This window comes from Curtobacterium sp. 24E2 (genome assembly GCF_016925595.1).
Lineage (GTDB): Bacteria > Actinomycetota > Actinomycetes > Actinomycetales > Microbacteriaceae > Curtobacterium.
Window position 1 is genome coordinate 1397298 of sequence record NZ_CP068987.1, and the last position, 26291, is coordinate 1423588.

Annotated in this window: 20 protein-coding genes and 2 pseudogenes; 15 read left to right on the top strand and 7 right to left on the bottom strand. The window is 71.1% G+C overall.

Annotated elements, in window-relative coordinates:
• Positions 1–117: 117 nt before the first annotated feature.
• Positions 118–1744: pseudogene (locus JN350_RS07030) on the bottom strand (molybdopterin-dependent oxidoreductase).
• A 170-nt stretch (positions 1745–1914) separates the two neighbouring features.
• Between JN350_RS07030 and JN350_RS07035 the strand changes: the two are divergent.
• The gene (locus JN350_RS07035) at positions 1915–2559 is read left to right on the top strand and encodes a hypothetical protein (protein WP_205464050.1); all 645 of its coding nucleotides are present in this window, start codon (positions 1915–1917) and stop codon (positions 2557–2559) included.
• A 78-nt stretch (positions 2560–2637) separates the two neighbouring features.
• Here JN350_RS07035 and gndA read toward each other — a convergent pair whose 3' ends face one another.
• Positions 2638–4095 (bottom strand): NADP-dependent phosphogluconate dehydrogenase, encoded by a 1458-nt coding sequence (gndA, locus tag JN350_RS07040; protein WP_205464051.1) that lies wholly within the window; start codon positions 4093–4095, stop codon positions 2638–2640.
• 112 nt (positions 4096–4207) lie between these two features.
• Here gndA and JN350_RS07045 point away from each other — a divergent pair, with 112 nt between their 5' ends.
• Positions 4208–4747 carry a gluconokinase gene (locus JN350_RS07045; RefSeq protein ID WP_205464052.1) on the top strand — a complete coding sequence of 180 codons (540 nt, stop codon included), beginning with the start codon at positions 4208–4210 and terminating at the stop codon, positions 4745–4747.
• 172 nt (positions 4748–4919) lie between these two features.
• Here JN350_RS07045 and JN350_RS07050 read toward each other — a convergent pair whose 3' ends face one another.
• From JN350_RS07050 to JN350_RS07060, 3 genes are read right to left on the bottom strand one after another with little or no spacing between them, the layout of a single operon-like run.
• On the bottom strand, positions 4920–5519 hold the full coding sequence (locus JN350_RS07050; protein WP_205464053.1) for a class I SAM-dependent methyltransferase: 600 nt from the start codon (positions 5517–5519) through the stop codon (positions 4920–4922).
• A gap of 57 nt (positions 5520–5576) precedes the next feature.
• Positions 5577–7010, bottom strand: coding sequence for a glucuronate isomerase (gene uxaC, locus JN350_RS07055; protein ID WP_205464054.1), 1434 nt, complete (start codon positions 7008–7010; stop codon positions 5577–5579).
• A gap of 52 nt (positions 7011–7062) precedes the next feature.
• Entirely contained in the window at positions 7063–8157 is a 1095-nt protein-coding gene (locus JN350_RS07060; RefSeq protein ID WP_374114417.1) for a LacI family DNA-binding transcriptional regulator, read from the bottom strand.
• A 122-nt stretch (positions 8158–8279) separates the two neighbouring features.
• Between JN350_RS07060 and JN350_RS07065 the strand changes: the two genes are divergently transcribed.
• From JN350_RS07065 to mfd, 13 genes and pseudogenes are all read left to right on the top strand, one after another.
• A complete protein-coding gene (locus tag JN350_RS07065) occupies positions 8280–9635 on the top strand; it encodes an ABC transporter substrate-binding protein (RefSeq protein WP_205464055.1) in 1356 nt (451 codons plus the stop codon).
• Positions 9635–10651, top strand: coding sequence for a carbohydrate ABC transporter permease (locus JN350_RS07070; RefSeq protein WP_205464056.1), 1017 nt, complete (start codon positions 9635–9637; stop codon positions 10649–10651). Before JN350_RS07065 ends, JN350_RS07070 begins: the two co-directional genes overlap by 1 nt.
• A complete protein-coding gene (locus tag JN350_RS07075; RefSeq protein ID WP_205464057.1) occupies positions 10648–11607 on the top strand; it encodes a carbohydrate ABC transporter permease in 960 nt (319 codons plus the stop codon). Before JN350_RS07070 ends, JN350_RS07075 begins: the two co-directional genes overlap by 4 nt.
• 85 nt (positions 11608–11692) lie before the next feature.
• Complete coding sequence (locus JN350_RS07080; protein ID WP_205464058.1) at positions 11693–12532, top strand: sugar phosphate isomerase/epimerase family protein; 840 nt, start codon at positions 11693–11695, stop codon at positions 12530–12532.
• Positions 12529–13713, top strand: a complete 1185-nt coding sequence (locus JN350_RS07085) for a Gfo/Idh/MocA family oxidoreductase (protein ID WP_205464059.1) — start codon at positions 12529–12531, stop codon at positions 13711–13713. The genes JN350_RS07080 and JN350_RS07085 overlap by 4 nt, the downstream gene beginning before the upstream one ends.
• Positions 13710–14597 (top strand): sugar phosphate isomerase/epimerase family protein, encoded by an 888-nt coding sequence (locus JN350_RS07090; protein WP_205464060.1) that lies wholly within the window; start codon positions 13710–13712, stop codon positions 14595–14597. Before JN350_RS07085 ends, JN350_RS07090 begins: the two co-directional genes overlap by 4 nt.
• Complete coding sequence (locus JN350_RS07095) at positions 14594–15883, top strand: mannitol dehydrogenase family protein (RefSeq protein WP_205464061.1); 1290 nt, start codon at positions 14594–14596, stop codon at positions 15881–15883. The genes JN350_RS07090 and JN350_RS07095 overlap by 4 nt, the downstream gene beginning before the upstream one ends.
• Positions 15880–17232, top strand: a complete 1353-nt coding sequence (gene manD / locus JN350_RS07100) for a D-mannonate dehydratase ManD (RefSeq protein WP_240347602.1) — start codon at positions 15880–15882, stop codon at positions 17230–17232. Before JN350_RS07095 ends, manD begins: the two co-directional genes overlap by 4 nt.
• A 16-nt stretch (positions 17233–17248) precedes the next feature.
• Positions 17249–18172: a hypothetical protein gene (locus tag JN350_RS07105; protein WP_205464062.1), complete on the top strand. Its 924-nt coding sequence runs from the start codon at positions 17249–17251 to the stop codon at positions 18170–18172.
• Between the two features lie 310 nt (positions 18173–18482).
• Entirely contained in the window at positions 18483–19850 is a 1368-nt protein-coding gene (locus tag JN350_RS07110; RefSeq protein ID WP_205464063.1) for an RbtT/DalT/CsbX family MFS transporter, read from the top strand.
• 199 nt (positions 19851–20049) lie between these two features.
• On the top strand, positions 20050–20682 hold the full coding sequence (locus JN350_RS07115; RefSeq protein ID WP_205464064.1) for a 50S ribosomal protein L25/general stress protein Ctc: 633 nt from the start codon (positions 20050–20052) through the stop codon (positions 20680–20682).
• Between the two features lie 30 nt (positions 20683–20712).
• Positions 20713–21297: an aminoacyl-tRNA hydrolase gene (pth, locus tag JN350_RS07120; RefSeq protein WP_131845277.1), complete on the top strand. Its 585-nt coding sequence runs from the start codon at positions 20713–20715 to the stop codon at positions 21295–21297.
• A gap of 70 nt (positions 21298–21367) precedes the next feature.
• Positions 21368–24975 (top strand): annotated as a pseudogene (gene mfd, locus JN350_RS07125) (transcription-repair coupling factor).
• Between the two features lie 170 nt (positions 24976–25145).
• Here mfd and JN350_RS20100 read toward each other — a convergent pair.
• Entirely contained in the window at positions 25146–25313 is a 168-nt protein-coding gene (locus tag JN350_RS20100) for a hypothetical protein (RefSeq protein ID WP_275898020.1), read from the bottom strand.
• Positions 25310–26266 (bottom strand): Na+/H+ antiporter NhaA, encoded by a 957-nt coding sequence (locus tag JN350_RS07130; protein ID WP_275898021.1) that lies wholly within the window; start codon positions 26264–26266, stop codon positions 25310–25312. The genes JN350_RS20100 and JN350_RS07130 overlap by 4 nt, the downstream gene beginning before the upstream one ends.
• Positions 26267–26291: the final 25 nt, after the last annotated feature.

Consider the following 26291-nt stretch of genomic DNA (forward strand, 5'->3'; position numbering starts at 1 on the left):
CGAGGTCGCACAGACGGCCGTTCGAGCGCTCGACATGCCGAGATCTCGGAACCTCGGCGATCAGCAGACGGCGTGCCGCGCGGCCCCGGCCCGACCTGGCCCCGACCCGACGCCGCGCTACTTCGCGTCGACCGTCACCGACGCCCAGCCAGAGGCCCCGTTCGGCGCGGGCGGCCGCTCGACGCTCGTCTGCACCTCGCCGTCGGCGCTCACCGCGCGGACCTCGATCCGGTGCGACCCCGCGGTCGGCGTCCAGCGCAGCACCCACTGGCGCCAGGTGTCCGCAGACACCGAGTCCGCGAGTTCCGCCTGCTGCCACGCACCCGAGCCGACCCGGACCTGCACGGCCTTCACCCCGGTGTGCGGCTGCCAGGCGACCCCGGCGATGGCGACCTGCTCGCCGACGGTCACGGTCGTCCCGTTCCGTGGGGTGTCGATGCGCGACTCGAGCTTCCACGGGCCCGCGTTCCGACCATCCGCGCGGCGTCCAGTAGCCCTGCGCATCGGCGAAGCGCGTGACCTCCATCTCGGTCACCCACTTCGTCGCCGACACGTACCCGAACAGCCCGGGCACGACCATCCGCGCCGGGAACCCGTGCTCGGTCGGCAGCGGTTCACCGTTCATGCCGATGGCGAGCAGCGCGTCGGTGTCCTCGTCCTGCAAGACGTCCAACGGCGTGCCGGCGGTGAACCCGTCGATGCTGCGGGACAGCACCATGTCGGCGTCCCCGGTCGGCTTCGCGCGGGCCAGCAGCTCGCGGATCGGGTACCCGAGCCAGAGCGCGTTGCCGATCAGATCGCCGCCGACCTCGTTGGACACGCAGCTCAGGGTGGCCATGTGCTCTTCCAGTGGCAGGGCCAGCAGCTCGTCCCACGTCAGCGTGACCTCGTTCTCGACGGCGCCGTGGATGCGCAGGCTCCAGTCGGCCGGGTCGATCGAGGGGACGCGCAGCGCGGTGTCGATCCGGTAGAAGTCGGCGTTCGGTGTGACGTACGGCGTGATCCCGTCGACGTCGAGCGAGGCGCCGCCCGGTACGGCCGGTGCGGGCATCGCCGCCGCGGGCAGGCGCACGGCTCGCCGGGCAGCGGCGACCGCCTGCATCGCGGACGACCCCACCCGGGAGGCAGTGCCCACCACGACCGCGACCGCTGCGGTACCGACGCCCCAGACCAGGAACGCGCGGCGCTCGGTCGAGGCAGGTCGCGGTGATGCCGACGGGACGGCCGCTGCGGCCTCCCAGCGCCGGAGCCGGCGGAGCAGCAGCCGCAGGGTGATCACGGCGGCTGCCACACCGAACACGGTGGGAGCGCCGTCGAACGTGCCGCTGCCGGAACGGGTGCTCACCGCGATGAGCGCGAGCACGCCGCCGATGGCGAAGACGAGTGCCCCGAAGGGCGGCCGGGCGCGCTCGAGGACCCCGGCCCCGGCGCTGATCGCGGCGACGATGACGGTCATGAGCGTGAACAGTGCGACCTTGTCGCCGGTGCCGAACAGGGCGACCATCAGGTTCTTGGCCCCGGCCGGTGCGAGGTCGATCACGGCGGACCCGACGGCCACCAACGGGCTGCCGGCACCACCGAGGAGCAGCGCCCCGAACTCGGCGATCCCGAGGAAGGCGGCGGCGGCCACGAGACCGACGGCCGCAGCGAGGACCGCGGGCCGGCGGAGCGGGGCTCCGGCCGGGCGTTCGTCCGTCGATGGGTCGTCCGGCGTCGGGACGTCCGTGGTGCGTTCGGTGGTCACCGCCCGAGCGTAGGTCGCCCGGCCGCTCGTCGGCTGTGCGTGCGGTTCCCCGGTCGTTCACCGACCCCGGCCAGCACCTGCCGATCGGGTCGTGCGAGGATCGGGGTGTGCCGAGGCGTCCAGATCCCGTTCCGCGCCCCGGCCGCGCCCGCCGATCCGACCGCACACCGATGTCCGCTGCACAGCGCCTGTCCACGCTGCGGTGGGTGATCGTGGGTATCTGGGCGGCACTCCTCACCGCACGGATCATCGTGGTCGGGGCGGCGCCCGACGTCGACCTGTCCTGGTTCGGGATCGTCGAGTTCGGTGCGATCGCGCTGGGTGTCACGGTCATCGTGGTCGCGGTCTTCCGTGCCGCTGCGGTGCGACGCCGGCACGCTGACGAGGCCCTCGCGCTCGCCATCCGCCGCATCGACCCCACGGTCTGGCTCGTGCCGGCGGCTCCGACGACCGAACTGCGCGACGCGATCGCCGAGGTCCGGCCGGAGGTGAGCCTCGGTGCCCGCGTGACCTGGGCGTTCGGGGCGACCGAGGCCTCCCTGTGGGAACTCGACGACCGCAAGGCCACGCGGTTGCTCGTGATCCGGTGGAGCAGGGTGGTGCACGTCGGGATCGAGGACGTCCGCGGCGACGGTGACCGCGCCGATGCCCGTCGGGCGTGCGCGGTCGCGATCCACTACGTCCGGCCGGACGACACCCCGGCGGTCGCGACCTTCTTCGTCCGGACGGCTCCGGGCTCCCGTCGGTTGCTCGGCCGCGGGCAGCGGCTGGACCGGCTCGTCGCCGACCTCGCGCGCGAGCGCATCGTCGCCTGAACCGAGCACACAGCGGTCGGACGTGGGAAGGGCCCCGCCGATCGGCAGGGCCCTTCGAGGGTGCGGTCGTGCCGCGGTCTAGTGGGTGGACGGTTCCTGGTCGACCTCGCGGCGGTCGTCGTCGGACCACAGCGTGTGGAAGGTGCCGTCCTTGTCGATGCGCTGGTAGGTGTGCGCGCCGAAGAAGTCGCGCTGCCCCTGGATGAGCGAGGCGGGCAGCCGCTCGGACGCGAGCGAGTCGAAGTAGGACAGCGCTGACGAGAAGCCCGGCGCGGGGATGCCCGACGCGGCGGCGATCCCGACGATGCGGCGCCAGGCGGCTTCGCCCTCCTGCACGGCGTTCGCGAAGTACGGGTCGACGAGCAGTGACTCGAGCTCCGGGTTCTTGTCGTACGCCTCGACGATGCGGTTGAGGAACTGGGCACGGATGATGCAGCCACCCCGCCAGATCTTCGCCACGTTGCCGAGGTTGATGTCCCAGCCGTACTCCTTGGCACCGGCGATGATGAGGTCGAAGCCCTGCGCGTAGGCGACGACCTTCGAGGCGTAGAGCGCCGCCCGGACGTCGTCCTCGAAGCCGTCGGGGACCGCGGCGATGTCGGGCCGGTCCGGGAACGCCTTCTGCACCGCGGCACGCTGCGACGGCTTCGACGACACCGCGCGGGCGAACACCGCTTCGCCGATGCCGGAGACCGGGATGCCGAGCCCAACCGCGTTCTGCACGGTCCAGACGCCGGTGCCCTTGGAGCCGGCTTCGTCGCGGATGACGTCGACGAGGGGATTGCCGGAGTCGGCGTCGCGCTGCTTCAGGACCTCGACCGTGATCTCGATCAGGTAGGACTCGAGGTCGCCGCCGTTCCACTCCTGGAACACCTTGACCAGGTCCTCGACGGAGAGCCCGCCGACTCGGCGGAGCAGGTCGTAGGACTCGGCGATGAGCTGCATGTCGGCGTACTCGATGCCGTTGTGCACCATCTTCACGAAGTGGCCGGCGCCGTCGGTGCCGATGTGGGTCACACAGGGCTCGCCCTCGGCGACCGCCGCGATCGACTTCAGGATGGGCCCGAGCGTCTCCCATGCCTCGGCGGAGCCGCCGGGCATGATCGACGGGCCCTTGAGCGCGCCCTCTTCACCACCGGAGATGCCGGTGCCGACGAAGTTGAGACCCTTCTCGCGCAGGTCGTGCTCACGCCGGATCGTGTCGTGGAAGTTGGCGTTGCCGCCGTCGACGATGATGTCGCCTTCCTCGAACTTCTCGGCGAGCTGCGAGATCACGGCGTCGGTGCCCTTGCCAGCCTGCACCATGATGATGGCGGTGCGCGGCTTGGACAGCGAGGCGACGAAGTCGTCGATCGACTCGGACGCGATGAAGCCGGCGTCACCGTGCTCTTTGATGAGTTCTTCGGTGCGGGCGTAGGTGCGGTTGTACACCGCGACCGTGTTGCCCTCACGCGACGCGAGGTTGCGCGCGAGGTTCGACCCCATCACCGCCAGACCGACCACGCCGATGTTCGCCTGTCCGTTGTTGTCTGCCACGAAGGTCTCCTTTGTCCTGACGTTCGCCACCAACCTACGGTCCGCGGCTCGGGATCGCACGGGTGTTACGGCAACTGGGGACCACTGTTCACCCCGTCAATACTGTGGAGGGATGACCGACACCGCTGTCCTCCCACCCGTCCTCGTCATGGGCGTCTCCGGTTCCGGCAAGTCCACGATCGGGCAGGCCCTCGCCGACGCCCTCGCCGAGCAGGACCAACCGACCGTGTTCGTCGACGCCGACGACCTGCACCCGGCCGCGAACAAGGAGAAGATGCGGCAGGGCATCCCGCTCACCGACGACGACCGGTGGCCGTGGCTCGACGCCTGCGCCGCGCGCATCGCCGCGGTCGAGGCGTCCGGGCACCGCTGCGTGATGGCCAACTCGGCCCTCAAGCGCGTCTACCGCGACCGGCTCCGGCAGTCGGCGCCCGGCCTCGTCATCGCGTTCCTCGACGGCTCGCACGACCTCATCGCCGAGCGGCAGGCGCACCGGCACCACGAGTACATGCCGTCGTCGCTGCTCGACTCCCAGTTCGCGACGCTCGAACGGCCGCAGTCCGATGAGGCTGCCGTCGACGTCTCCATCGACGGGCCGGTCGACGACACGGTGCGGGACATCGTGGCTGCGCTCGTCGTCACCTCCGCCTGAACTGCTCGCGCGCCGCACGGTGCAACTCCGGTCGGCCCGTGCGACCTTGATCGCTCCGTGCCGCGCGGCAACCCAGCACGGAACCGCCCACCTCGCGCCGGGCGACGATCCTCGCACCGTGCGGACGGGTTCGCGGGACACCCCGGCTGGGAGGCACGGCCGACGGGATCCGTCAGCGGCGCACCGCGCTGATCGCCCCGTGCGGTCGGTGCTCGGGCGCTGACCGGGTGTGGACGTCCACCACGTCGAAGCCCGCTCCGTCCAGCCGCGCTGCCAGGGACGCGACCGGCCAGCGGTACGCGGTGACGACCGCGTGGTCGAAGGCCTCGACCGCGGGGCCCTCGAAGAACCCGAGCAGGAGCCCACCGCCGGGGGCGAGCACCCGCCGGAACTCGTCCAGTGGCACGCCGACCCGCGAGGGTTCGTGGTGGATCACCGAGTACCAGGCGAGGACGCCGCCGACGCTGCCGTCCGCGAGCGGCAGCGCATCGATCGATCCGTCCCGGAAGTCGACCGAGGCAGTGTGCGTCTGCCGTGCGTGCTCGACGAACTCCGGCACGGCGTCGATCCCGATGACCCGGTACCCGTTCCGAGCGAGGTGCGCCGTCCAGTGACCGGGGCCGCACCCGGCGTCGACCAGCAGATCTCGGCGACCCGCTGCCCAGGCGTCGACGAGCGCGCGGTCGTCGGGGTGGACGGCGTCCATCGATCCGAGCACTGCCGCGTACTCCGCAGCGCGAGCGCCGTAGGCAGCCGTCACCCGCTCGGTCATGCGCCTGACCGTACCGCCTCGGCTGGTTCACCTCGCACCACGCGGCACCCCGCACCCCTACAGCTTGAACGTCGCCCGTGGGATGTCGGACACGATGCGCCGAGCGGTGCGGACGGCGTCCTCCTCCGAGATCTCGTGCGTGACGACGAGCGACGCCAGGTACGCCGCGTCCGCTCGCCGCGCCATGTCGTGCCGCGCGGGGATGGAGCAGTACGCCCGGGTGTCGTCGATGAACCCGGAGGTCTTCGTGAACGACGCCGAGTCGGTGATCGCGGAGCGGTAGCGGCCGATCGCCGCCGGGGTGTCGATGAACCACCACGGAGCTCCGGCGTACACGGCGGGGTAGAAGCCGGCGAGGGGGCCGATCTCGCGCGAGAACACGGTCTCGTCGACGGTGAACAGCACGAGGTGGAAGCCCGGAGCGGTGCCGAACGACTCCAGGAGCGGCCGCAGCGGCGTGGTGAAGGACCCGACGGCGGGCAGATCGTGGCCGGTGTCGGGGCCGAAGCGTTCGAGCGTCGGTGCGTGGTGGTTCCGGATGACGCCGGGGTGCAGCTGCATGACGAGGCCGTCCTCGACGCTCATCTCGGCCCAGCGGTAGAGCATGTCGTGCCGGTACGCGGTGGCGTCGGCTGTCGAGACGTCGCCGCGGAGCGCCGCTGCGTGGATGCGCTCGCGGTCGGTGACGGACAGGGGCGCGGACCCGGCGTCGAGCACCCCGGTGTCCGTGGCGGTCGCGCCGTGCTCGATGAAGTACCGGCGACGTGCGCGGAGTGCTGCCAACAGCCCTGCGTGGGTGCCCGTGTCGATGCCCGCGGCCTCGCCGACGGACGCGACCACGGGCCTCCAGTCCGGCCGCGACGGGTCGAAGACGGCGTCCGCGCGGAACGTGGGGACCACCCGGCCGGTGAACGTGGGGTCGGCGGCGAGCTGCGCGTGCGCGGCGAGGTCGTCGGCGGGGCCGTCGGTGGTGGCGAGGACCTCGATGCCGAAGGTGCCGAACAGCGCGCGCGGGCGGAAGGCGGGCGACGCCAGCAGACCGGCGATGTGGTCGTACTGGGCGTCGGCGTTCGCCGCCGACGGCTGCTTCGTCAGCCCGAAGACGTCGTGCAGCTCGGTCTCGAACCAGTAGCGGACGGGGGTGCCGAGGAAGTCGTCCCAGTGGTCCGCCAGGTTCCGCCAGACGGCACGACCGGGAGGCACAGGACTGGTCCCCGACAGGTCGGCGCGTCCCAGCGCGGCCAGGTCCACCCCGTTGGCGTGCAGCAACCGGAGCACGTAGTGGTCGGGCGTGATGAGCAGCGACGCGGGGTCGCTGAACGGCTGGTCGGCGGCGATGAGCGCCGCGTCGACGTGGCCGTGCGGGGAGATGATCGGTGCGTCCTTGACCGTGTCGTAGACGGTCCGTGCCACCTGGCGTGCACCGGGGTCGGCGGGGAGCAGCCGGTCGGGGTGCGGGGCGAGACGGGTGGCGGTGCTGGTCTGGGTCATCATCGACTCCTTCGGGGAACGGTGGGACGGCGGGGACGGGCGTGCGCCAGCGTCAGGCGGGCGCGGGACCCGTCGACTCCCGGACGGTCAGGTGGGTGGGCAGTGCGACGGCGCCGGTCATGTGCTCACCGGGCAGCTCGTCGGCGGGGATCGCACCGAGGCGGCCGAGCAGCATCCGGATCGCGACCCGGCCGGCGCGTTCGATCGGCGAGGTCATGGTGGTGAGCGGCGGGTTGCAGAAGTCGGCACCGAAGATGTCGTCGCAGCCGACGATGCTCATGTCCTCGGGGACGCGGACGCCCCGTTCCCGCAGCCGTGCGAGCATGCCGATCGCGATCAGGTCGTTGAATGCGATGCAGGCGGTGGCCCCGGCGTGCACGGCTGCGTCGGCGGCTGCGGCGCCGGAGTCGACGAACGGCGCGTGCGGCCCGATGCGGGCGACGCGGACCCCGAGGCGCTTCGCGACGCGCACGAGCGCCTTCCACCGGCGTTCGTTCGACCACGAACTGTCCGGACCGGCGACGTAGAGCACGTCGCGGTGGCCCAGGGAGACGAGGTGCTGCACGGCCTGCTCGACGCCGCCGGGGGTGTCGATGAGCACCGAGGGCACCCCGGCGGGGCGACGGTTGACGACGACCAGGGGTATCCGCTCGGCGAACCGGGCGATCTGGGCGTCGGACAGGCGCGAGGCGGTGAGGACGACGCCGTCGGCCTTCGCGCCGATCGAGCTCAGGGTGGCGAGTTCGGCGTCGGCGGACTCCTCGGTGTCGACGAGCAACTGCGTCCACCCGGCGCCGGCGAGCTGGTGCTGCGTGCCACGGATGACGTCGAAGTAGAACGGGTTCGTGATGTCGGAGACGAGCACGGCGACGGCTCGGGTGCGGCCGGACGTCAGGGCGCGTGCCTGCGAGTTGGCGACGTAGCCGAGTTCGCGGGCCGCTCGTTGGATGCGCTCCTGCGTGGTGTGGTTCACGCGGTCGGGCAGCGAGAGTGCGCGGGACACGGTCGACGGGGCCACGCCGGTCGCGTCGGCGATGTCCCGGATGGTCACGCGCCGGGCGGCGCTGAAACCGGTGCCGGCGCTCGCGTCGGCGTCGGTGCCGAAGCCGCCGCCGGCACCGGAGACGTCGATGTCTGTGTCGCTCACGAGGCCGAACGTATTCGCGTCTGGCAACAAGTGGCAACCGGTTGCCGGATGTTGCCAACGGCGGAACAGTGGTGCCACCGGGCAGCGCCGCCCGGAGGAGGTCTCGAGGAGGAAGCCCCCGGATGAACAGAACACGGCTGAAGCCCCGCACCCTCGTCGGTGCCGTCGCGGTGATCGCCCTCGCCGCTCTCTCCCTGCAGGGCTGCGCCGTCGTGAACGGCAGCGGTGACGACCCGAACACCCTCCGCGTGATGATGGGCGCGGACACCACGTACCCCAAGGAGCGCAAGCAGTGGCAGCAGGACACCGCTGCCGAGTTCAAGCGCACCACCGGTGCGGACATCCAGTGGGAGACCTACTCGTCCGCACAGGAGGAACTGACCGCGATCCAGACCAGCGTCATCTCCGGCCAGGGCCCCGACGTCTACGCCATCGGCACCACGTTCACCCCGACCGCCTACGCCACCGGTGCCTTCGTCGAGATGGGATCGAAGGAGTGGAAGGCCATCGGCGGCAAGGACCAGTTCGACCCGGCCTCGTTCGGCATCTCGGGTCCGAGCGACTCGAAGCAGATCGGGATCCCGTTCGCCAGCCGTCCGTTCGTGATGGCGGTCAACAAGGACCTCCTCGCGAAGGCCGGCATCACCGACATGCCGACCACGTGGGACGAGCTGACCGAGGACGCGAAGGCCACCACCAGCGGTGACGTGCACGGCATGGCGATCGCCTACGCCGACGGCTTCGACCCGTGGAAGTTCGTGTGGGGCATGGCGCAGAACGCCGGCAACACCATCGTCGACGGCTCCGAGGCCGAGATCGACAGCGACGCCGTCGAGAACGCGTACCGGACCTACTTCGACTGGGTCACGAAGGACGGCGTCGTCGACAAGGCCGCGATCGGCTGGAACAACGCGCAGGCCCTGGCCCAGTTCACCGAGGGCAAGGCCGCGTTCTTCCCGATGACGACCACCACCGCGATCAACTCGTTCAAGGACACGAAGGTCGACGGCAAGTACGAGTTCGCCCTGCTCCCCACCGTCCCGCCGGGTGCGAGGGAACGCCCCGCCGACGGCATCGAGGCCGCGAGCATCCTGTCCGGCGACAACTGGGTGGTGGCCGATTACGGCACCAAGCAGCAGCTGTCCTTCGACTTCGTCAAGCAGCTCAGCGCACCGAAGGCGCAGCTCGAGTACTACGACCTGTTCGGCAACCTGCCGACCAACGCGTCCGCCGCCGCTGACCTGGCGGCAGACAACCCCCGACTCAAGCCGATCATCGACGCGGGCCGCCTGTCGAAGCCCACCGCCTTCACCGGCGCCTGGTCCGACATCCAGCTCGCCCTGGTCGACGTGGTCGTGCAGTCGATCCCGTCGCTCAAGAGCGGCGAGGTCACCGACGACCAGCTCCGCAAGCGTCTGCAGGACGCCCAGAAGGACGCCCAGTCCACCCTCGACCGTCAGAAGAACGGAGGTCTGTGATGACCGCCACACAGACCAAGCCGCAGCAGCGCGCACCGCAGGCGGTCCGCCCGCACGGCACGACGCCGCTGTACAAGAAGGAGCGTCCGCTCTGGATGCTCATCCCCGGCGGCGTCCTCATGCTCGCCGTCATCGTGGTGCCGCTCCTGGTGGGCTTCTTCATCGCGATGCTCGACCTGGACCAGTACACGCTGCGGCAGTGGTTCAGCGCCCCGTTCGTCGGCTTCGCGAACTTCACCGAGGCCTTCACGAACTCGCCCCTGCTCCACTCGATCTGGATCTCGGTGTCGCTGTCCGTCCTGGTCACCGCGGTCACCGTCCCGATCGGCGTCGCTGCGGCGATCTCGACGCAGAACCGGTTCCCGGGGCGCGGCCTCGTCCGGTCGATCTACCTGATCCCGTACGTGCTGCCCGCGTTCGTCGTCGGCACGTTCTTCCGCACGATGCTGCAGCCGCAGGGCGTCGTGAACTCGATCCTGCACACCGACGTGCTCTGGCTGAACGGCTCCGCGTCCTACTGGGCGCTGGCCGGCGTGATGATCTGGACGAGCTGGCCGTTCGTCTACCTGCTGTCGCTCGCCGGACTGCAGGCCGTGGACAACGAGGTGCACGAGGCCGCCGCGCTCGACGGGGTGACCTGGTGGGCGAAGCTGCGCTACATCATCTTCCCGTACCTGCGCGGGCCGCTCAGCCTGGCGGTGATCATCGCGATCCTGCACAACATCAACAACTTCACCCTGCCGTTCGTGCTGTTCGGCATCCCGCTGCCGTCGAGCGTCGAGGTCATGCCCGTCCTGACCTACATCGCGAGCTTCCAGTCGTTCCGCTTCGGCCTGTCAGCGGCCATGGCGATCTGCTCGCTCGTGATCGTCGCCATCCCGCTGTTCGTCTACCTGCGAGCCGTCAAGCTCGACACCGGTGACGACGCGGGCCCCAACCGGAAGCAGCGCCGCGCCGACCGCGCCACGCTCGCCGCCGCCCCGACCGCCGCCGACATCGACGGAGCACGCGCATGAGCACACCGAGCTCGACCTTCAGCACCCGCACCCGCCCCACCGCGACGCTCACCGAGAGCATCACGACCGGAGACCGCAGGCAGCCCCACAAACGCCCCTACGACACCGACGTCACCCGGCTCCTGCCCCGCTGGCTGCTCATCGTGGTGATCGCGATCATCATCGCGTTCATCGCCGTCCCGGTCCTGTACATCCTGTTCGGCTCGGTGAACTCGGACGTCGCGGTCGCCCGCGGCGAGTACTTCCCGTCCGAGTTCACCCTGTCGAACTACGTCGAGATCTGGTCGACGGTCGCCCTCGGCGAGGGGCTGGTCAACTCGATGCTCACCGCCGGTGCGGTCGCCATCGCGAGTGCCGCGCTCGCCGTGTCCACCGCGTACGTGCTGGTCCGGTTCCGGTTCCTCGGCCGACTGACCATCCTGCGCGGGCTCCTCGCGCTGCAGTCGATCCCCGGCACGCTCCTGCTGCTGCCCGTGTTCGTGGTGTTCTCGAACATCGCCAGTGCCACGGGCGTGCAGATCATCGGCACCCGCTGGGGTCTGTTCGTCACCTACCTGACGTTCGCCCTGCCGTTCTCGACCTGGGTGATGGTCACCTACTTGCGTGGTCTGCCCAAGGAACTCGAGGAGGCCGCCCGCATCGACGGCGCCTCGAGCACGAAGATCCTGACGAAGATCGTCCTGCCGCTGTCGTGGCCCGGCATCGTCGTCTCGGCGATCTTCGCCTTCCTGCTCGGCTGGAACGACGTCCTGTTCTCCACGATCATGACGACCCCGAACACCCGGACGGTGGCCGTCGTCCTGCAGGTGCTCGGCACGGCGCAGGAAGGCGGTGCGGTCCCGATCTACGGCCAGATGATGGCCGCGTCGATCGTCTGCGCCGTGCCGGTCGTCGCCCTGTACCTCATCTTCCAGCGCTACCTGGTGGGCGGTCTGACGGCCGGCTCCGTCAAGTGAGCGCGGCAGTCACCGCAACCCAGAACCGGACTGGAGGCCCGTGGCGGCCCCGCCACGCGCCTCCCGTCCGACACGAAAGGACACCATGACCGACCAGCCCACGTGGGAACTCTCCGGCTTCGGCGACGAGATCGACGCCGACCCCGTCGTCCAGGTCGCGGTCCTGCAGGCGCTCGGCGCGAGCGCCATCGAGGTCCGCAGCGCCTGGGGCGTGAACGTCGTCGACCTCGATGAGGACCAGCTCGCCGGACTCCACCGCCTGCTCGAGGAGCGCGGACAGACCGTGTCCGCCATCGCCTCGCCGATCGGCAAGGTCTCCGTCGACGAGCCCGTCGAGCACGAGGTCGGACGGCTCGGTCGCGCGATCGCCGCCGCGCACGCCCTCGGCACCACGAACATCCGGATCTTCTCGTTCTACTTCGAGGGCCGGCAGCCGGAGGACGTCCGCGACGACGTCCTCGTCCGGATGCGCGCCCTGGCCGACCTCGCCGCACGCGAGGGCGTGACCCTGCTGCACGAGAACGAGAAGGACATCTTCGGCGACGTCCCCTCCCGCGTGCTCGACATCGTCGAGAGCGTCGGGTCGCCTGCGCTCCGACTGGCCTGGGACAACGCGAACTACGTGCAGTGCGGCGTCAAGCCGTTCACCGACGGGTGGGCGCAGCTCGCGCCCTACGTCGACTACCTGCAGGTCAAGGACGCCCTGGCCGCCGACTCGTCGGTGGTCCCCGCGGGTGAGGGCGACGGCGAACTGCTGCAGACCCTCACCGCGCTGCGCGACGCCGGGTACTCCGGCTACGCCTCGCTCGAGCCGCACCTCAGCGACTTCACCTCCCTCGGCGGGTTCTCCGGCCCCGCGGCCTTCGGTCGCGCCGGTCGTGCCCTCCGCACCCTCACCGACCAGATCGGAGTCACCCTGCGATGACCACCCCACTGAAGCTGGCAGTCGTCGGCGCCGGCGTCATCGGACGCCACCACGCCACGGTCGCCGTCCACCACCCGGACCTGCAGGTCGTCGCCCTCGTCGACGCGATCCCCGCCGCCGCCACGAGCGCCGCCGACGAGATCGAGGCGATGGGCGTCGCCCGCCCCATCACGACGGCCACCATCGAGGAGGCGATCGCGCAGACCGACATCGACGTCGTCGCGATCTGCTCGCCCTCCGGCATGCACGTCCAGCTCGCCGAGGCCGCCCTGGCCGCCGGCAAGCACGTCGTCATCGAGAAGCCCCTCGACACCACGATGCCCCGGGCCCGGCAGATCGCCGCGCTCGCCGCATCGGCCCGCGACCGAGGACTCGTCACGAGCGTCATCAGCCAGCACCGCTTCGACCCGGCCTCGGCCGCCGTCGCCGCAGCCGCCCACGACGGCGGGTTCGGCACCGTGACCTCCGGCCTGGCGAGCGTCGCCTGGTACCGCTCGCAGGGCTACTACGACTCCGGCGACTGGCGCGGCACCTGGGCGCTCGACGGTGGTGGCGCGGTGATGAACCAGGGCGTGCACACCGTCGACCTGCTCGTCTGGGCGCTCGGTCGCCCGGTCGAGATCTCGGCCCAGACCGGGCTGCTCGCGCACGACCGCATCGAGGTCGAGGACACCGCCGTCGCCACCGTCCGGTTCGCCGGCGGCGCACTCGGCGTCATCCACTGCACGACCGCCGCGTACCCGGGCCTCTCTGCGCGCTACGCCGTGTACGGCACGCACGGTTCCGCGATCGTCGACGACGACCGCTTGGCCTACTTCCACATCGCACCCGACGCCGCGACCCTCGAGTCCGCCTCGACCACCTCGAACGCCTCGGCGGTCGCGGGAGCGGTCGACCAGAAGGACGAGGTCGTCCCGCCGGAGCACGTCGTCGGCGGGCCGGCCGAGCCCGACCACTTCGCCGCGGGGCACGGCCGGCAGTACACCGACATCGTGGCCGCGATCCGCGAGGGCCGTGCGCCCGGCGTGACCGTCGACGCGGCCCTCGTGTCGCTCGCCGTCGTGCGCGGGCTGTACGTCAGCGCGACGCTCGGGCAGCCCGTCCGGATCGACGACGTGATCGAGGGCAAGTACGACGACGTGGTGCCCGTGGTGGGCGCCCACGAAGGAGCATCCCGATGAAGTTCTCCGTGTTCACCGCCTCGACCCCCGACTGGACCCCGTCGCAGGCCGCCTCGACGCTGGCCGAGCAGGGCTGGGACGGCGTCGAGTGGCGCATCGTCGACGACCGCCCCGCGGACGGCACCGTCGTGCCCGCCGGTCGCTCGTTCTGGGCCGGCAACAACTCCACGTGGCAGTTCACCGGCATCCAGGACCAGGTCGGCGAGATCGCGCGGATCACCGACGCCGCCGGCCTCGAGTACTCCGGCATCGGCGGGTACCAGCAGGCGTCGGACCACGAGGGCGTCGAGACGATGCTCCGCGTCACGAGCGAGCTCGGCGCCCGCCAGGTCCGGATCTCGATGCCGGTGTACCGGCAGGAGAAGGAACGCACCGGCGAGACGTACGGGCAGGTCTTCGACCGCACCCGTGCCGACCTCGAGTGGGCGGTGACCCGGGCGACCGAGCTCGGCGTGAAGGCGCTCGTCGAGCTGCACCACATGACGATCACGCCCTCGGCCTCGGCGGCGCTCCGGCTCGTCGACGGCCTCGACCCGGAGCGCGTCGGCGTCATCCACGACCTCGGCAACCTGGTCATCGAGGGGCAGGAGGACCACCTCGCCGCGTTCGAGCTCCTCGGCCCGTACCTCGCGCACGCCCACGTGAAGAACGCCCGCTGGGTCGACACCGGCGACACCCGCGCCGACGGCAGCACGATCTGGCAGAACGAGTGGGCGCCGCTGCGCACCGGGCAGGCGTCCGTCTCCGAGTACCTCGACGCCCTCCGCCAGGTCGGCTACGACGGCTGGGTCACCATCGAGGACTTCTCCACCGACCTGCCGCTCGAGGCCCGCACCGCCGACAACCTGGCGTACCTGCGGTCCCTCGTCCCGGTGTCGGCATGACCGATCGCCGACCGGGCATCGTCCACCTGGGGGTGGGTGCGTTCGCGCGTGCCCACCTCGCCTGGTACACCGCCCACTCCACGGGGGAGCCGTGGGGCATCACCGCCTTCACCGGCCGCTCGCCCGCGGCGGCGGACGCCCTCACCGCACAGGACTGCCGCTACACGCTGGTCACGCGTGCAGCGACCGGCGACGACGCCGAGGTGGTCGACACGATCGTGGCCGCCCACCCGGGCAGCGACGACACGGCCTGGAGGCACGTGGTCGCGTCCCCGGAGACCACCATCGTCACGCTGACGGTCACCGAGCAGGGCTACCGGTCCGGTTCCGACGTCCCCGCCCGGTTGGTCGCGGGGCTCGACGCCCGGCGCAGGGCCGGCGGCGGCCGCATCGCGCTGGTCAGCCTCGACAACCTGACGCACAACGGTGCGGTGCTGCGCGAGTCCGTGCTGGGTGCCGCCACCGACCCCACACTGCGCGCGTGGATCGAGGCGACCGTCTCGTTCCCGTCGTCGATGGTCGACCGGATCACCCCCGCGACCACCGACGCCGACGTCGAGGGCCTCGCCGCCCTGCTGGGAGCGCTCGCCGGCGACCGGGTGCCCGTCGTCACCGAGCCGTTCGCGGAGTGGGTGCTCGAGGACGCCTTCGACGGGATCGACCGTCCCGCGTGGGACACCGCCGGCGTGCGCATCGTCGACGACGTCACCCCGTACGAGCAGCGGAAGCTCTGGCTGCTGAACGGCTCGCACTCGCTGCTCGCGTACCTCGGGCTCCAGCGCGGGCACGAGACGGTCGCGGCGGCCATGGACGACCCGGTGTGTCGTGCCGCCGTCGAGCAGCTGTGGGACGAGGCCGCCCGCGAACTGCCGCTGCCGTCCGACGAGGTCGCCGCCGCCCGCGCCGCCCTGGTGGACCGGTTCCAGAACCCGCGCATCCGGCACACCCTGCGGCAGATCGCCTCCGGTGGATCGCAGAAGCTGCCCGTCCGGGTCGTCGACGTCGTGCGGCACCGACTCGAGCGCGAGCCGTCCGCCGGCATCGGGCCTGGCGCCGCGACCGCGATCGCCGCGTGGCGGCTCCACGTCACGACGCAGCCCGACCTCGTGGACGACGACGGAGCCCCCGGGGCAGACTCGGACGTGCACGACGTGCTGCGCGTCATCGCCCCCGACCTCGACACCACCGCCGTGGTCGACGCGATCACCGCGGCGGCCGACGACATCCGGGCGGCGAGCACTGCCGCACGCACCACCACCAGCACCGACGAAGGAGTCCACGCATGACCGACACCACCACGAACCCCGCGGCCCCGGTGCCGGGCGCCGCCGACACCGGTGCGGCGACCGGGCACACCTCCGGGCGTCCGGACACGTGGGCGTCGGCCGACCGCGGCCAGCTCATCGAGCGCGCCGAGGTCATCGTCACCAGCCCGAACCGGAACTTCGTGACGCTGAAGATCACGACCGCCGACGGCGTCACGGGCCTCGGTGACGCGACGCTGAACGGCCGCGAGCTCGGCGTCGCCGCGTACCTGTCCGAGCACGTCGTGCCGCTGCTGATCGGCCGCGACGCCAGCCGCATCGAGGACGCCTGGCAGTTCCTGTACCGCTCGTCGTACTGGCGCCGCGGCCCCGTCACGATGGCGGCGATCGCGTCCGTCGACATGGCGCTCTGGGACATCAAGGCCAAGGTCGCCGGCATGCCGCTCTACCAGCTGCTCGGCGGCGCCTCGCGCACCGGGCTGATGGCGTACGGGCACGCCTCGGGCAAGGAACTCCCGGAGCTGTTCGACTCGATCCGCGAGCACCAGGAGGAGGGCTACCGCTCGATCCGCGTGCAGACCGGCGTCCCCGGCCTCGAGAGCATCTACGGCATCGCCTCGAACAAGACCACCGAGGGCAACGAGGGCGTCCGGTACGACTTCGAGCCCGCACAGCGCGGGGCCTTCCCCGCCATGGAGGACTGGGACACCCGCGCCTACCTGCGCCACGTGCCCACCGTGTTCGAGGCCGTCCGGAGCGAGTTCGGGCCCGAACTGCCGCTGCTGCACGACGGCCACCACCGGATGACCCCGCTGCAGGCCGCGAAGCTCGGCAAGTCGCTCGAGCCGTACGACCTGTTCTGGCTCGAGGACTGCACCCCGGCCGAGAACCAGGAGGCGCTCAAGCTCGTCCGGCAGCACACCACCACGCCGCTCGCGATCGGCGAGGTCTTCAACACGATCTGGGACTTCAAGGACATCATCCGCGACCAGCTCATCGACTACGTCCGCGGAGCCGTCACGCACATGGGCGGCATCTCCCCGCTCAAGAAGACGATGGACTACGCCGCGATGTACCAGATCAAGTCCGGGTTCCACGGGCCGACCGACATCTCGCCCGTCGGCCTGGCAGCCCAGATGCACCTCGGGATGGCGATCCACAACTTCGGCATCCAGGAGTACATGCAGCACGGGCCGCAGACGAACCAGGTGTTCCAGCAGACCTTCACCTTCACGGACGGCTACCTGCACCCCGGTGACGAGCCCGGCCTCGGGGTCAGCCTCGACGTCGACGAGGCCGGCAAGTACCCCTACGAGCAGGCGTACCTGCCGTTCAACCGCCTGGCCGACGGCACCGTCCACGACTGGTAGCGGGCAAGCTGGGGGCATGGAGTTCGCCGACGTCGCCAGGGAGCTGCTGCTCGTCGCGCCGGGGGACTTCGTCGCCGAGCGCACCGCCCGGCAGCGTGCGGTGCGGAAGGACGACCGGACCCTGGCGGCGGCGATCGGGAAGCTCCGGAAGCCCGCACCGGCAGCGTGGGTCGTGGACCTGCTCGCGCACGACGGCGCCCTCGACGACGCGGTCGACCTCGGCCCCGCGCTGCGCAAGGCCCAGGCGGACGCCGACCCCGCTGCGATCCGGACGCTCCGACAGCAGCGCTCCGAGGTGATCGAGGCGTTGGCGCAGGCCGGCGCCGACCTCGCCTCGGACGCCGGACACCCCGCGACGCCCGCCGTGCTCGACCAGGTGCGCGCGACCATCGAGGCCGCGATGGCCGACCCGCACGCCGGAGCCGCCGTGCGCTCGGGGCTGCTCGTGGCACCGCTGGAGAGCGTGGGGTTCGACGCGGTCGACCTGGACGGGGTGCTCGCGGATCCGGACGCGGTGCCGGACGCCTGGTCCGGCAGTGACGCCCCACCCATCCCGATCACCGAGGCGAGGGGCGCGCGGAAGGCGAGCCGTGCCTCCCGGTCGACGGAGACCGCACCACAGGACCGACCGGAGTCGGACGCCGAGCCGGAGCCGGAGCCGAAGCCGAAGCGTGACCCGGCCGCTGAGCGGAAGGCCGCGCGCCAGGCGGAGACCGCTGCCCGGAGCGAGTCGCGGGACGCCGACGCCGCACTCGACGCGGCGGAGTCGGAGCTCGAGACGGCCGAGGAACGCCGGGCCGACCTGCAGCGCGAGATCGAGCGGGCGGCGGCGACGATCGAGGAACTCGAACGCGCTCGCGACGCCGCCGAGGTCACGAGCAACGACGCCCGCGAGCTGCTGGCGGCCGCGCAGGAGCACCGGCGCAGCCTCGGTCGCTGACCCCAGTACGCCGGGAACGCCCTCCGCGCACGCTCCGCTGCCCGGATCGTTACACAACAGTTGTCGTTCTTGACGAGTGGTGTTGGAGCGGTCTAACGTCGGGCACCATGCTTCGGGCCGGCGATGGTCCGCCGGGATCCGTCTCCGCATCAGCACGGGGCGCCCCGGGTACAGGACTCGCATCATCGCCGACGCCCCGACCGCCCGCAGCCACTGCGCGGGCGGTCGGGAGCGTGGCGCGCGGCGCACCCCGGAGACATGCCGCGATGCCGGGTCGAGCACTCCGGGGCCCCTCCAGGAGAGACGACACATGTCGGAACCCCGCACCAACCGCACCACGACCCTGACCCCGCCGAACGGCGTGACGACTGCTCCACCCACGGCCGCACCACCGGCCGCCGAGCGCGAGGGCTTCATCGCCCGCCTCGGCATCCCGCACCCGCTGCGATGGGGCTTCCTCGGTGTCCTCGTCTTCATGACGGGCGACGGCATCGAGTCGAACTTCATCGCTCCGCACATCGCCGCGGCCCTCGGCTCGGGCGGCACGGACAGCGCCGCGATGGTCATCGGCATCTACGGCGTCGCCGTCCTGGTGGCGTCCTACTTCGCCGGCGTGCTCTCCGAGCTGTGGGGCCCGCGTCGCGTCATGACGATCGGCGCCGTCCTCTGGGTGGTGTTCCAGGTCGCGTTCCTCGCGGCGCTGCCCACCGGGTCGGTCGGCCTCATCGCCCTGACGTACTTCCTCCGTGGACTCGGGTTCCCGCTGTTCGCCTTCTCGTTCCTCTGCTGGGTGAACCACACCGTCGCGCGCGACCGGAACGCCACGGCCGTCGGCTGGTTCTACGTCGTCTTCACCGGTGGCCTGCCGACCCTCGGATCGCTCATCGCGATCGGCAGCATCCCCGCGTTCGGCGGCGGCCACACGGGTGAGACGTGGTCGATGGCCCTGTCGCTCGTGCTGGTCGTGGCCGGCTGGGTGATCGTCCGGTTCGGCGTGCACGAGCGGACCGGGCTCGGCCGCATCGCCCCGCGCTCGCACTCCGCCGCACGGGTCATCGCCAGCGGCATCGAGGTCTGCATCACCCGCCCCAAGGTCCTGCTCGCCGTCGTCATCCGGCTCGTCAACACGGCACCAGAGTTCGGCATGTTCGTGATCATGCCCGCGATCATCGGCACCGAGCTCGGGTGGGGCCAGTCGAAGTGGCTCACGATGACGGTGATCGTCTACGCCGGCAACATCCTCTTCAACGCCTTCTTCGGCGCACTCGGCGACCGCATCGGCTGGATCCGCACCGTCAAGTGGTTCGGCATCGGCGCCTCGGCGATCGGACTGCTGGCCTGGTGGTACGTCCCGCACCTGGTGCCGGCCGGTTCCGCGTGGGGCTTCTGGCTCGCCACCGCCGCGGGCACGGTGTTCGGCATCATGCTCGCCGGGTTCACGCCCATGGGCGCGATCGTCCCCGCGTTCGCCGGCGAGGAGCGCCGCGGTGCCGCGATGGCCATGTACGCCACGGCAGCCGGCGGGGCGACCTTCCTCGGCAACGCCGTGGTCAGCGCCGTCCTGCCGTGGGGTGGGCCCGGTGGTGTGGTCTGGACGTTCGTCGGCCTCTACGTCCTCGCCTTCGTGGTGCTGTCGTTCCTCAAGGTGCCGGAGGAGGCGGTGGCCGCCGGGCACTGAGGCACGACACGCCCGACGGGTGCTGGTAGAGTGGGTGATTGACTTCGGCGAGGGCCGCGACAGCGGCCGTGATCGACGCGGTGGGAGACCCGGCCCAGCCCAGGGAACGTTCCTCACGCGTGCACGCGTTCGAGTTGCAACACCACAGACCCCCACGATGCCGGACCGCCGGTGTCGACCCCCGAGACCAGGAGGCACCATGGCCGACTACACGAAGCTCGCAGCGGACGTCCGCACCAAGTTCGGCAAGGGTGCAGCGCGCAAGCTCCGCGCCGCCGACAAGATCCCCGCGGTGGTCTACGGCCACGGCACCGAGCCGAAGCACATCTCGCTGCCCGGTCACGAGACCATGCTGCTCGTCCGTACCGCCAACGCGGTCGTCGACCTCGACATCGAGGGTGCGGCGCAGCTCGCCCTCGTCAAGGACGTCCAGCGTGACCCGGTGCGTCAGATCATCGAGCACATCGACCTCGTGGTCCTGCGCCGCGGCGAGAAGGTCACGGTCGACGTGCCCGTCGTCGTCGAGGGCGAGTCCTTCTCCGGCACGATCCACGTGCAGGACCTGAACACCGTCTCCCTGCTGGTCCTCGCGACCGACATCCCGGAGCACGTCGTCGTCGACGTCGAAGGCCTCGAGGACGGCAAGCAGATCACGGCCGCCGAGCTGACCCTCCCCGAGGGCGCCGAGCTCGAGACCGACGGCGAGGCGCTCGTCGTGCAGATCGTCACCCCGCGTGGCACCGCCGACGACGACGCTGCGGACGAGGCCTCGGCCGAGGCCGGTGCCGAAGCCGGTGCCGAGGGCGGCTCCGAGCCGGTCGACTCCGAGTAACACCCCCTTCGAAGGCATCTGGTCGACGCTGTGGCGGATCGAACGCTGGTCGTGGTCGGACTCGGGAACCCCGGGCCCGACTACGCCGGCAACCGTCACAACGTCGGCCAGATGGTCCTCGACGAACTCGCCGCCCGCATGGGTGCGCGGTTCAAGAAGCACAAGACGCCGAACCAGGTCGCCGAGGGGCGCCTGGTGCCCGGCGGTCCGCGCCTGGTGCTGGCGAAGCCGGGCTCGTTCATGAACACCTCGGGCGGACCGGTCTCGTCGGTCCTCGGGTTCTACAGCGCCACCCCGGCCGACCTCGTCGTCGTGCACGACGAGCTCGACCTGCCGTTCGACACCGTCCGCCTCAAGGGCAGCGGGGGTCACGGCGGCCACAACGGGCTGCGCGACATCATCAAGGCCACCGGCACGAACGAGTTCACGCGCGTGCGGGTCGGCATCGGTCGTCCGCCCGGTCGTCAGGACCCCGCCGACTACGTGCTGCGTGACTTCTCCGCAGCCGAGAAGAAGTCGCTGCCCATCCTGCTGGCCGACGCCGCGGACGCGGTCGAGGCGATCGCCGAGGTCGGACTCGTCGCCGCGCAGCAGCGGGTACACGCACCGTCCTGACCGGGCCGCCCGTGTTCGCCCGTCGCGCACCACGCGGGCGGTGTCGGTGGGGGCCGGTACCATCTCCTGAGTGACGATCTCGGGCATCATCCCTGCGCTCTCGCGCGCCTCCGCGTTCGATCGCGTGCTCCGCGCCGCGCCTCGTGACGCCGACTTCTCGGTCGTCGACGGCCTGCGGGTCCCGCTGCTCGGAGCACTGATCGCCGAGCGGAACGGGCCCCAGTGCGTGCTCGTGATCACGGCGACGGGGCGCGAGGCCGAAGCCGTCCGCGACGCCCTCGGCAGCTACGTCCCCGATGCCGACGTCCTCGAGTTCCCGGCGTGGGAGACCCTGCCGCACGAGCGGCTCAGCCCCAGTGCCCAGACCGTCGGCACCCGCATCGCGACCCTGCGCCGACTCGCGTCGTGGTCCGCTGCCGACGCCGCCGACCGCCGCACCACCATCGTCGTGGCGAGCGTCCGCGCAGCGCTGCAGCCGATCGCCGCCAACCTGACCTCGCTCGCGCCGGTCGTGCTGCGCACCGACTCGCGCGGCAACGACCTGGCCGCCATCGCCGCGAAGCTCGTCGACATGGCCTACGCCCGCGTCGACCTCGTCACGCGGCGCGGTGAGTTCGCCGTCCGCGGCGGCATCCTCGACGTCTTCCCGCCCACCGCGGACCACCCCGTCCGCGTCGACTTCTTCGGCGACGAGATCGAGGCCGTCAAGGCGTTCTCGGTCGCCGACCAGCGCACGACCGAGGACGACCTCGGCTCGGTCGAACTCACGGCCTCACGCGAACTCCTGCTGAGCGACGACGTCCGGCAGCGGGCGCGCGAGATGCTCCACGAGTTCCCGAACCTGTCGCAGATGCTCGCGAAGATCGCCGAGGGGATCCCGGTCGAGGGCATGGAGTCCCTCGCTCCCGCACTCGTGCAGGACCTCGTCCCGATGACCTCGTACCTGCCCGACGACGCCACCATCGCGGTGTTCTCGCCCGAGCGGGTGAACGGTCGCGCGAACAGCCTGGCCGAGACGAACACCGAGTTCCTGCAGGCCGCGTGGAGCGCCGCGGTCGCCGGGGCCCAGGCACCGATCGACCTCGACGCCGGCAACTTCCTGACGGTGCAGCAGCTCAAGAACACCCGTGGGCAGCGCACCTGGTGGACGGTGTCACCGTTCGACTCCGGTCTCGACGAAGGCGACACCGCGCGCGTGCTCACCGACGCCGAAGCAGCAGCCGAGGCGGGGAGTACATCCGCGTCCGTGCCGAGGCAGTGCCGAGCTTCGCGGGCAGCGCCGACGGCGCGATCGCGCACGTCAAGGCGCTCACCGACGACGGGTGGGCGGTCGTGGTGACCGCCCAGGGTCAGGGGCTGGTCGAGCGGGCGGTGCAGGTCCTCGCCGACGCCGGGGTCGCAGCCCGTGCCGAAGCCCTGCCCGCGCCTCCCGAACCGGGTGTCGCCATCGTCACGACGGCCACCGTCGAGCACGGCTTCGCCATCCCGGATCCGCGCATCGTCGTGCTCAGCGAAGCGGAGTTCTACGGCCGCAGCGTCCAGCAGGGCGCGCGCACCGTCAAGAAGCTCGCGAGCCGTCGCAAGAACGTGGTCGACCCGCTGCAGCTCAAGCCGGGCGACGTCGTCGTGCACGCGACCCACGGCATCGGCAAGTTCGTCGAGCTCGTCAGCCGCGAGGTCAGCTCCGGCGGCCGCAACGCGGTGAAGACGCAGCGCGAGTACCTCGTGCTCGAGTACGCGCCGTCGAAGCGGAACTACCCCGGCGACAAGCTCTTCGTGCCGACCGACCAGCTCGACCAGCTCTCGCGGTACGTCGGTGGCGAGTCCCCGACCCTGTCGAAGATGGGCGGTTCGGACTGGTCCGCCGCCAAGTCGAAGGCCCGCAAGGCCGTCCGTGACATCGCCGTCGACCTGGTGAAGCTGTACTCGGCGCGGATGGCGTCGAAGGGGCACGCGTTCGGCCCGGACACCCCGTGGCAGCGCGAGCTGGAAGAGGCGTTCCCGTTCGCCGAGACGGCCGACCAGCTCACCACCATCGACGAGATCAAGCGCGACATGGAGCGGCCGATCCCGATGGACCGCCTGCTGTCCGGCGACGTCGGCTACGGCAAGACCGAGGTCGCGATCCGTGCCGCGTTCAAGGCGGTGCAGGACGGCAAGCAGGTCGTCATGCTCGTGCCGACGACGCTGCTCGTCCGCCAGCACATGGAGACGTTCCAGGAGCGCTTCGCCGGGTTCCCCGTGCACCTGCGCGCCCTGAGTCGGTTCCAGTCCGAGAAGGAGTCGAAGGAGACCATCGCCGGGCTCGCCGACGGCACCGTCGACATCGTCATCGCGACCCACCGGATCCTGTCGCAGGGCATCACCTTCAAGGACGTCGGACTCGTCATCATCGACGAGGAGCAGCGGTTCGGTGTCGAGCACAAGGACCAGCTGAAGAAGTTCAAGACGAACGTCGACGTCCTGGCGATGTCGGCGACCCCGATCCCGCGCTCGCTCGAGATGGCGGTCACGGGGATCCGCGAGATGTCGACCCTCGCCACCCCGCCCGAGGACCGCCACCCCATCCTGACGTTCGTGGGGCCGCAGTCGGACCTGCAGGTGGCCGCCGCGATCCGCCGCGAGCTCCTGCGCGAGGGTCAGGTGTTCTACGTGCACAACCGTGTGCGGGACATCCAGGGCGTCGCCGCGCACCTTGCCGAGATCGTGCCAGACGCCCGCATCGCCGTGGCACACGGGCAGATGTCCGAGAGCACCCTCGAGCAGGTCATGGTCGACTTCTGGGAGCGCCGGTTCGACGTCCTCGTGTCGACGACGATCATCGAGACCGGTCTCGACATCGCGAACGCGAACACGCTCATCATCGACAAGGCCGACAAGTACGGGCTGTCGCAGCTCCACCAGCTGCGCGGTCGTGTCGGCCGAGGGCGCGAGCGCGGGTACGCGTACTTCCTGTACGACTCCGAGAAGCCCCTGTCCGAGACCGCACAGGACCGCCTCGAGACCATCGCGGCGAACAACGAGCTCGGCGCGGGCATGCAGGTCGCCATGAAGGACCTGGAGATCCGCGGCGCCGGCAACCTGCTCGGTGGCGAGCAGTCCGGGCACATCGCGGGCGTCGGATTCGACCTGTACCTCCGGATGATCGGCGAAGCCGTCTCGCAGTTCCGCGGTGACGTGGCCGAGGGGCAGACCGAGCTGCGGCTCGAGATCCCGGTCGACGCCCACATCCCCGAGGACTACGTCGAGTCCGAGCGGCTCCGGCTCGAGGCGTACCAGAAGCTGTCGGCGGCCTCGGCCCCGACGGCGCAGCGGGACGCCATCGACATGGTGCTCGACGAGCTCACCGACCGCTACGGGCAGCCGCCGCAGGCCGTGCAGACGCTGGTCGAGGTCTCCCGCCTGCGTCGCATGGCGCAGCAGGTCGGGCTGTCCGACGTGGTCGTCATGGGGTCGAACCTGCGCGTGGCGGGCAAGGAGCTCGCCGACTCGTCGCAGGTGCGGCTCAAGCGGATGTTCCCGGGCGCGAAGTGGTTCCCGCAGCAGAACGCGGCGAGCATCCCGATGCCGCGGCCGCACGACCAGGCGCTGCCGGACGACGCCCTGATCCAGTGGGTGGAGAGCATCCTCACCGCGGTGTACGGCGCGACGACGCCGGCGGAGGCCCCGGCCGCGTAGGGGGTGCAGTAGTCGCGAGCGGCGACGGACAGGAGGCACGGTGCGGGCTGGCACCGTGCCTCCCGTCCGCTCGTGGGCGCGTCCACCGCACGCACGCTGTTCGCGACGATCCACACGTCGATCGACGCGTGGATCGTCGCAACGGTGGTGCGCGCCCGGCCCGCGGCCCGCTACTCGGTCGCCTCGGCCTCGGACAGCTCGCGCCGCCCGCGGTACGCCCGCGCCCGCAGCGTGACCACGATCGCCGACGCGACGATGGCGATGCCCGAGCCGACGAGCACGGCGAGCACGCCCTCGTCGAGGACCTCTTCGTTCCGGGCGAACGCGAGCTCGTTCATGAGCAGCGAGACCGTGAAGCCGATCCCACCGAGCCCCCGACGGTGATGATCGAGAAGAACGACAACGACGACCGCCCGGGTGAGCGGAAGAGCCGTGTGGCGACGACGCCGAACAGCGTGATGCCGATGACCTTGCCGACCGGCAGCGCGATGACGACCGCCCAGAACGTGGGAGAGAGCTCGCCGATGCCGACCGACGGGATGACCACCGCGGCCGAGACGAACGCGAACACCGGCAGCACGATCGCGTTCGACCACGGCTCGACGTGCTCGTGCAGGGTGTGGCCCGGACGCCGGGGCAGGACGAGTCCGAGCGCGACGCCGGCGATCGTGGCGTGCACGCCGGAGTGGAAGACGAGCCACCAGGTGCCGAGCCCGACGACGATCATCGCCACGATGAGCAGCGTCTGCCCGTTGCGCCCTGGGCGGAGCATCCGGCCGAGCAGCCAGAACGCCGCGAGCGTGACGACGGCACCGGCGAGGGCCAGGAAGTCGGTGTCGTGCGCGAACACGACGGCGATGATGATGATGGCGATGAGGTCGTCGAGCACCGCGAGTGCGAGCAGGAACACCCGGATCCCGCTCGGCAGCCCGCGACCGAACATCGCCAGGACACCGAGGGCGAACGCGATGTCGGTCGCCGTCGGGATCGGCCAGCCGTGCGTGTACGGGGTACCCGCGGTCACCAGCAGGAACACCCCGGCCGGCACCAGCACGCCGCCGACCGCCGCGATCGCCGGCACGATCGCGGTCTTCGGGTTCGACAGCTCACCGTCGACGAGCTCCTGCTTCAGCTCGATCGCCACGAGCAGGAAGAAGACCGCCAGCAGACCGTCACTGACCCAGTGCGCGATCGACAGGTCGAGGCCGACGGCACCCAGGGGCGGATGCGCGTCGAGCAGTCGTTCGAGGCCGGGGCCGACGGGCGAGTTCGCGACGACCAGGCCGAGCACGGCGGCGGTCAGGAGCGCGACGGCG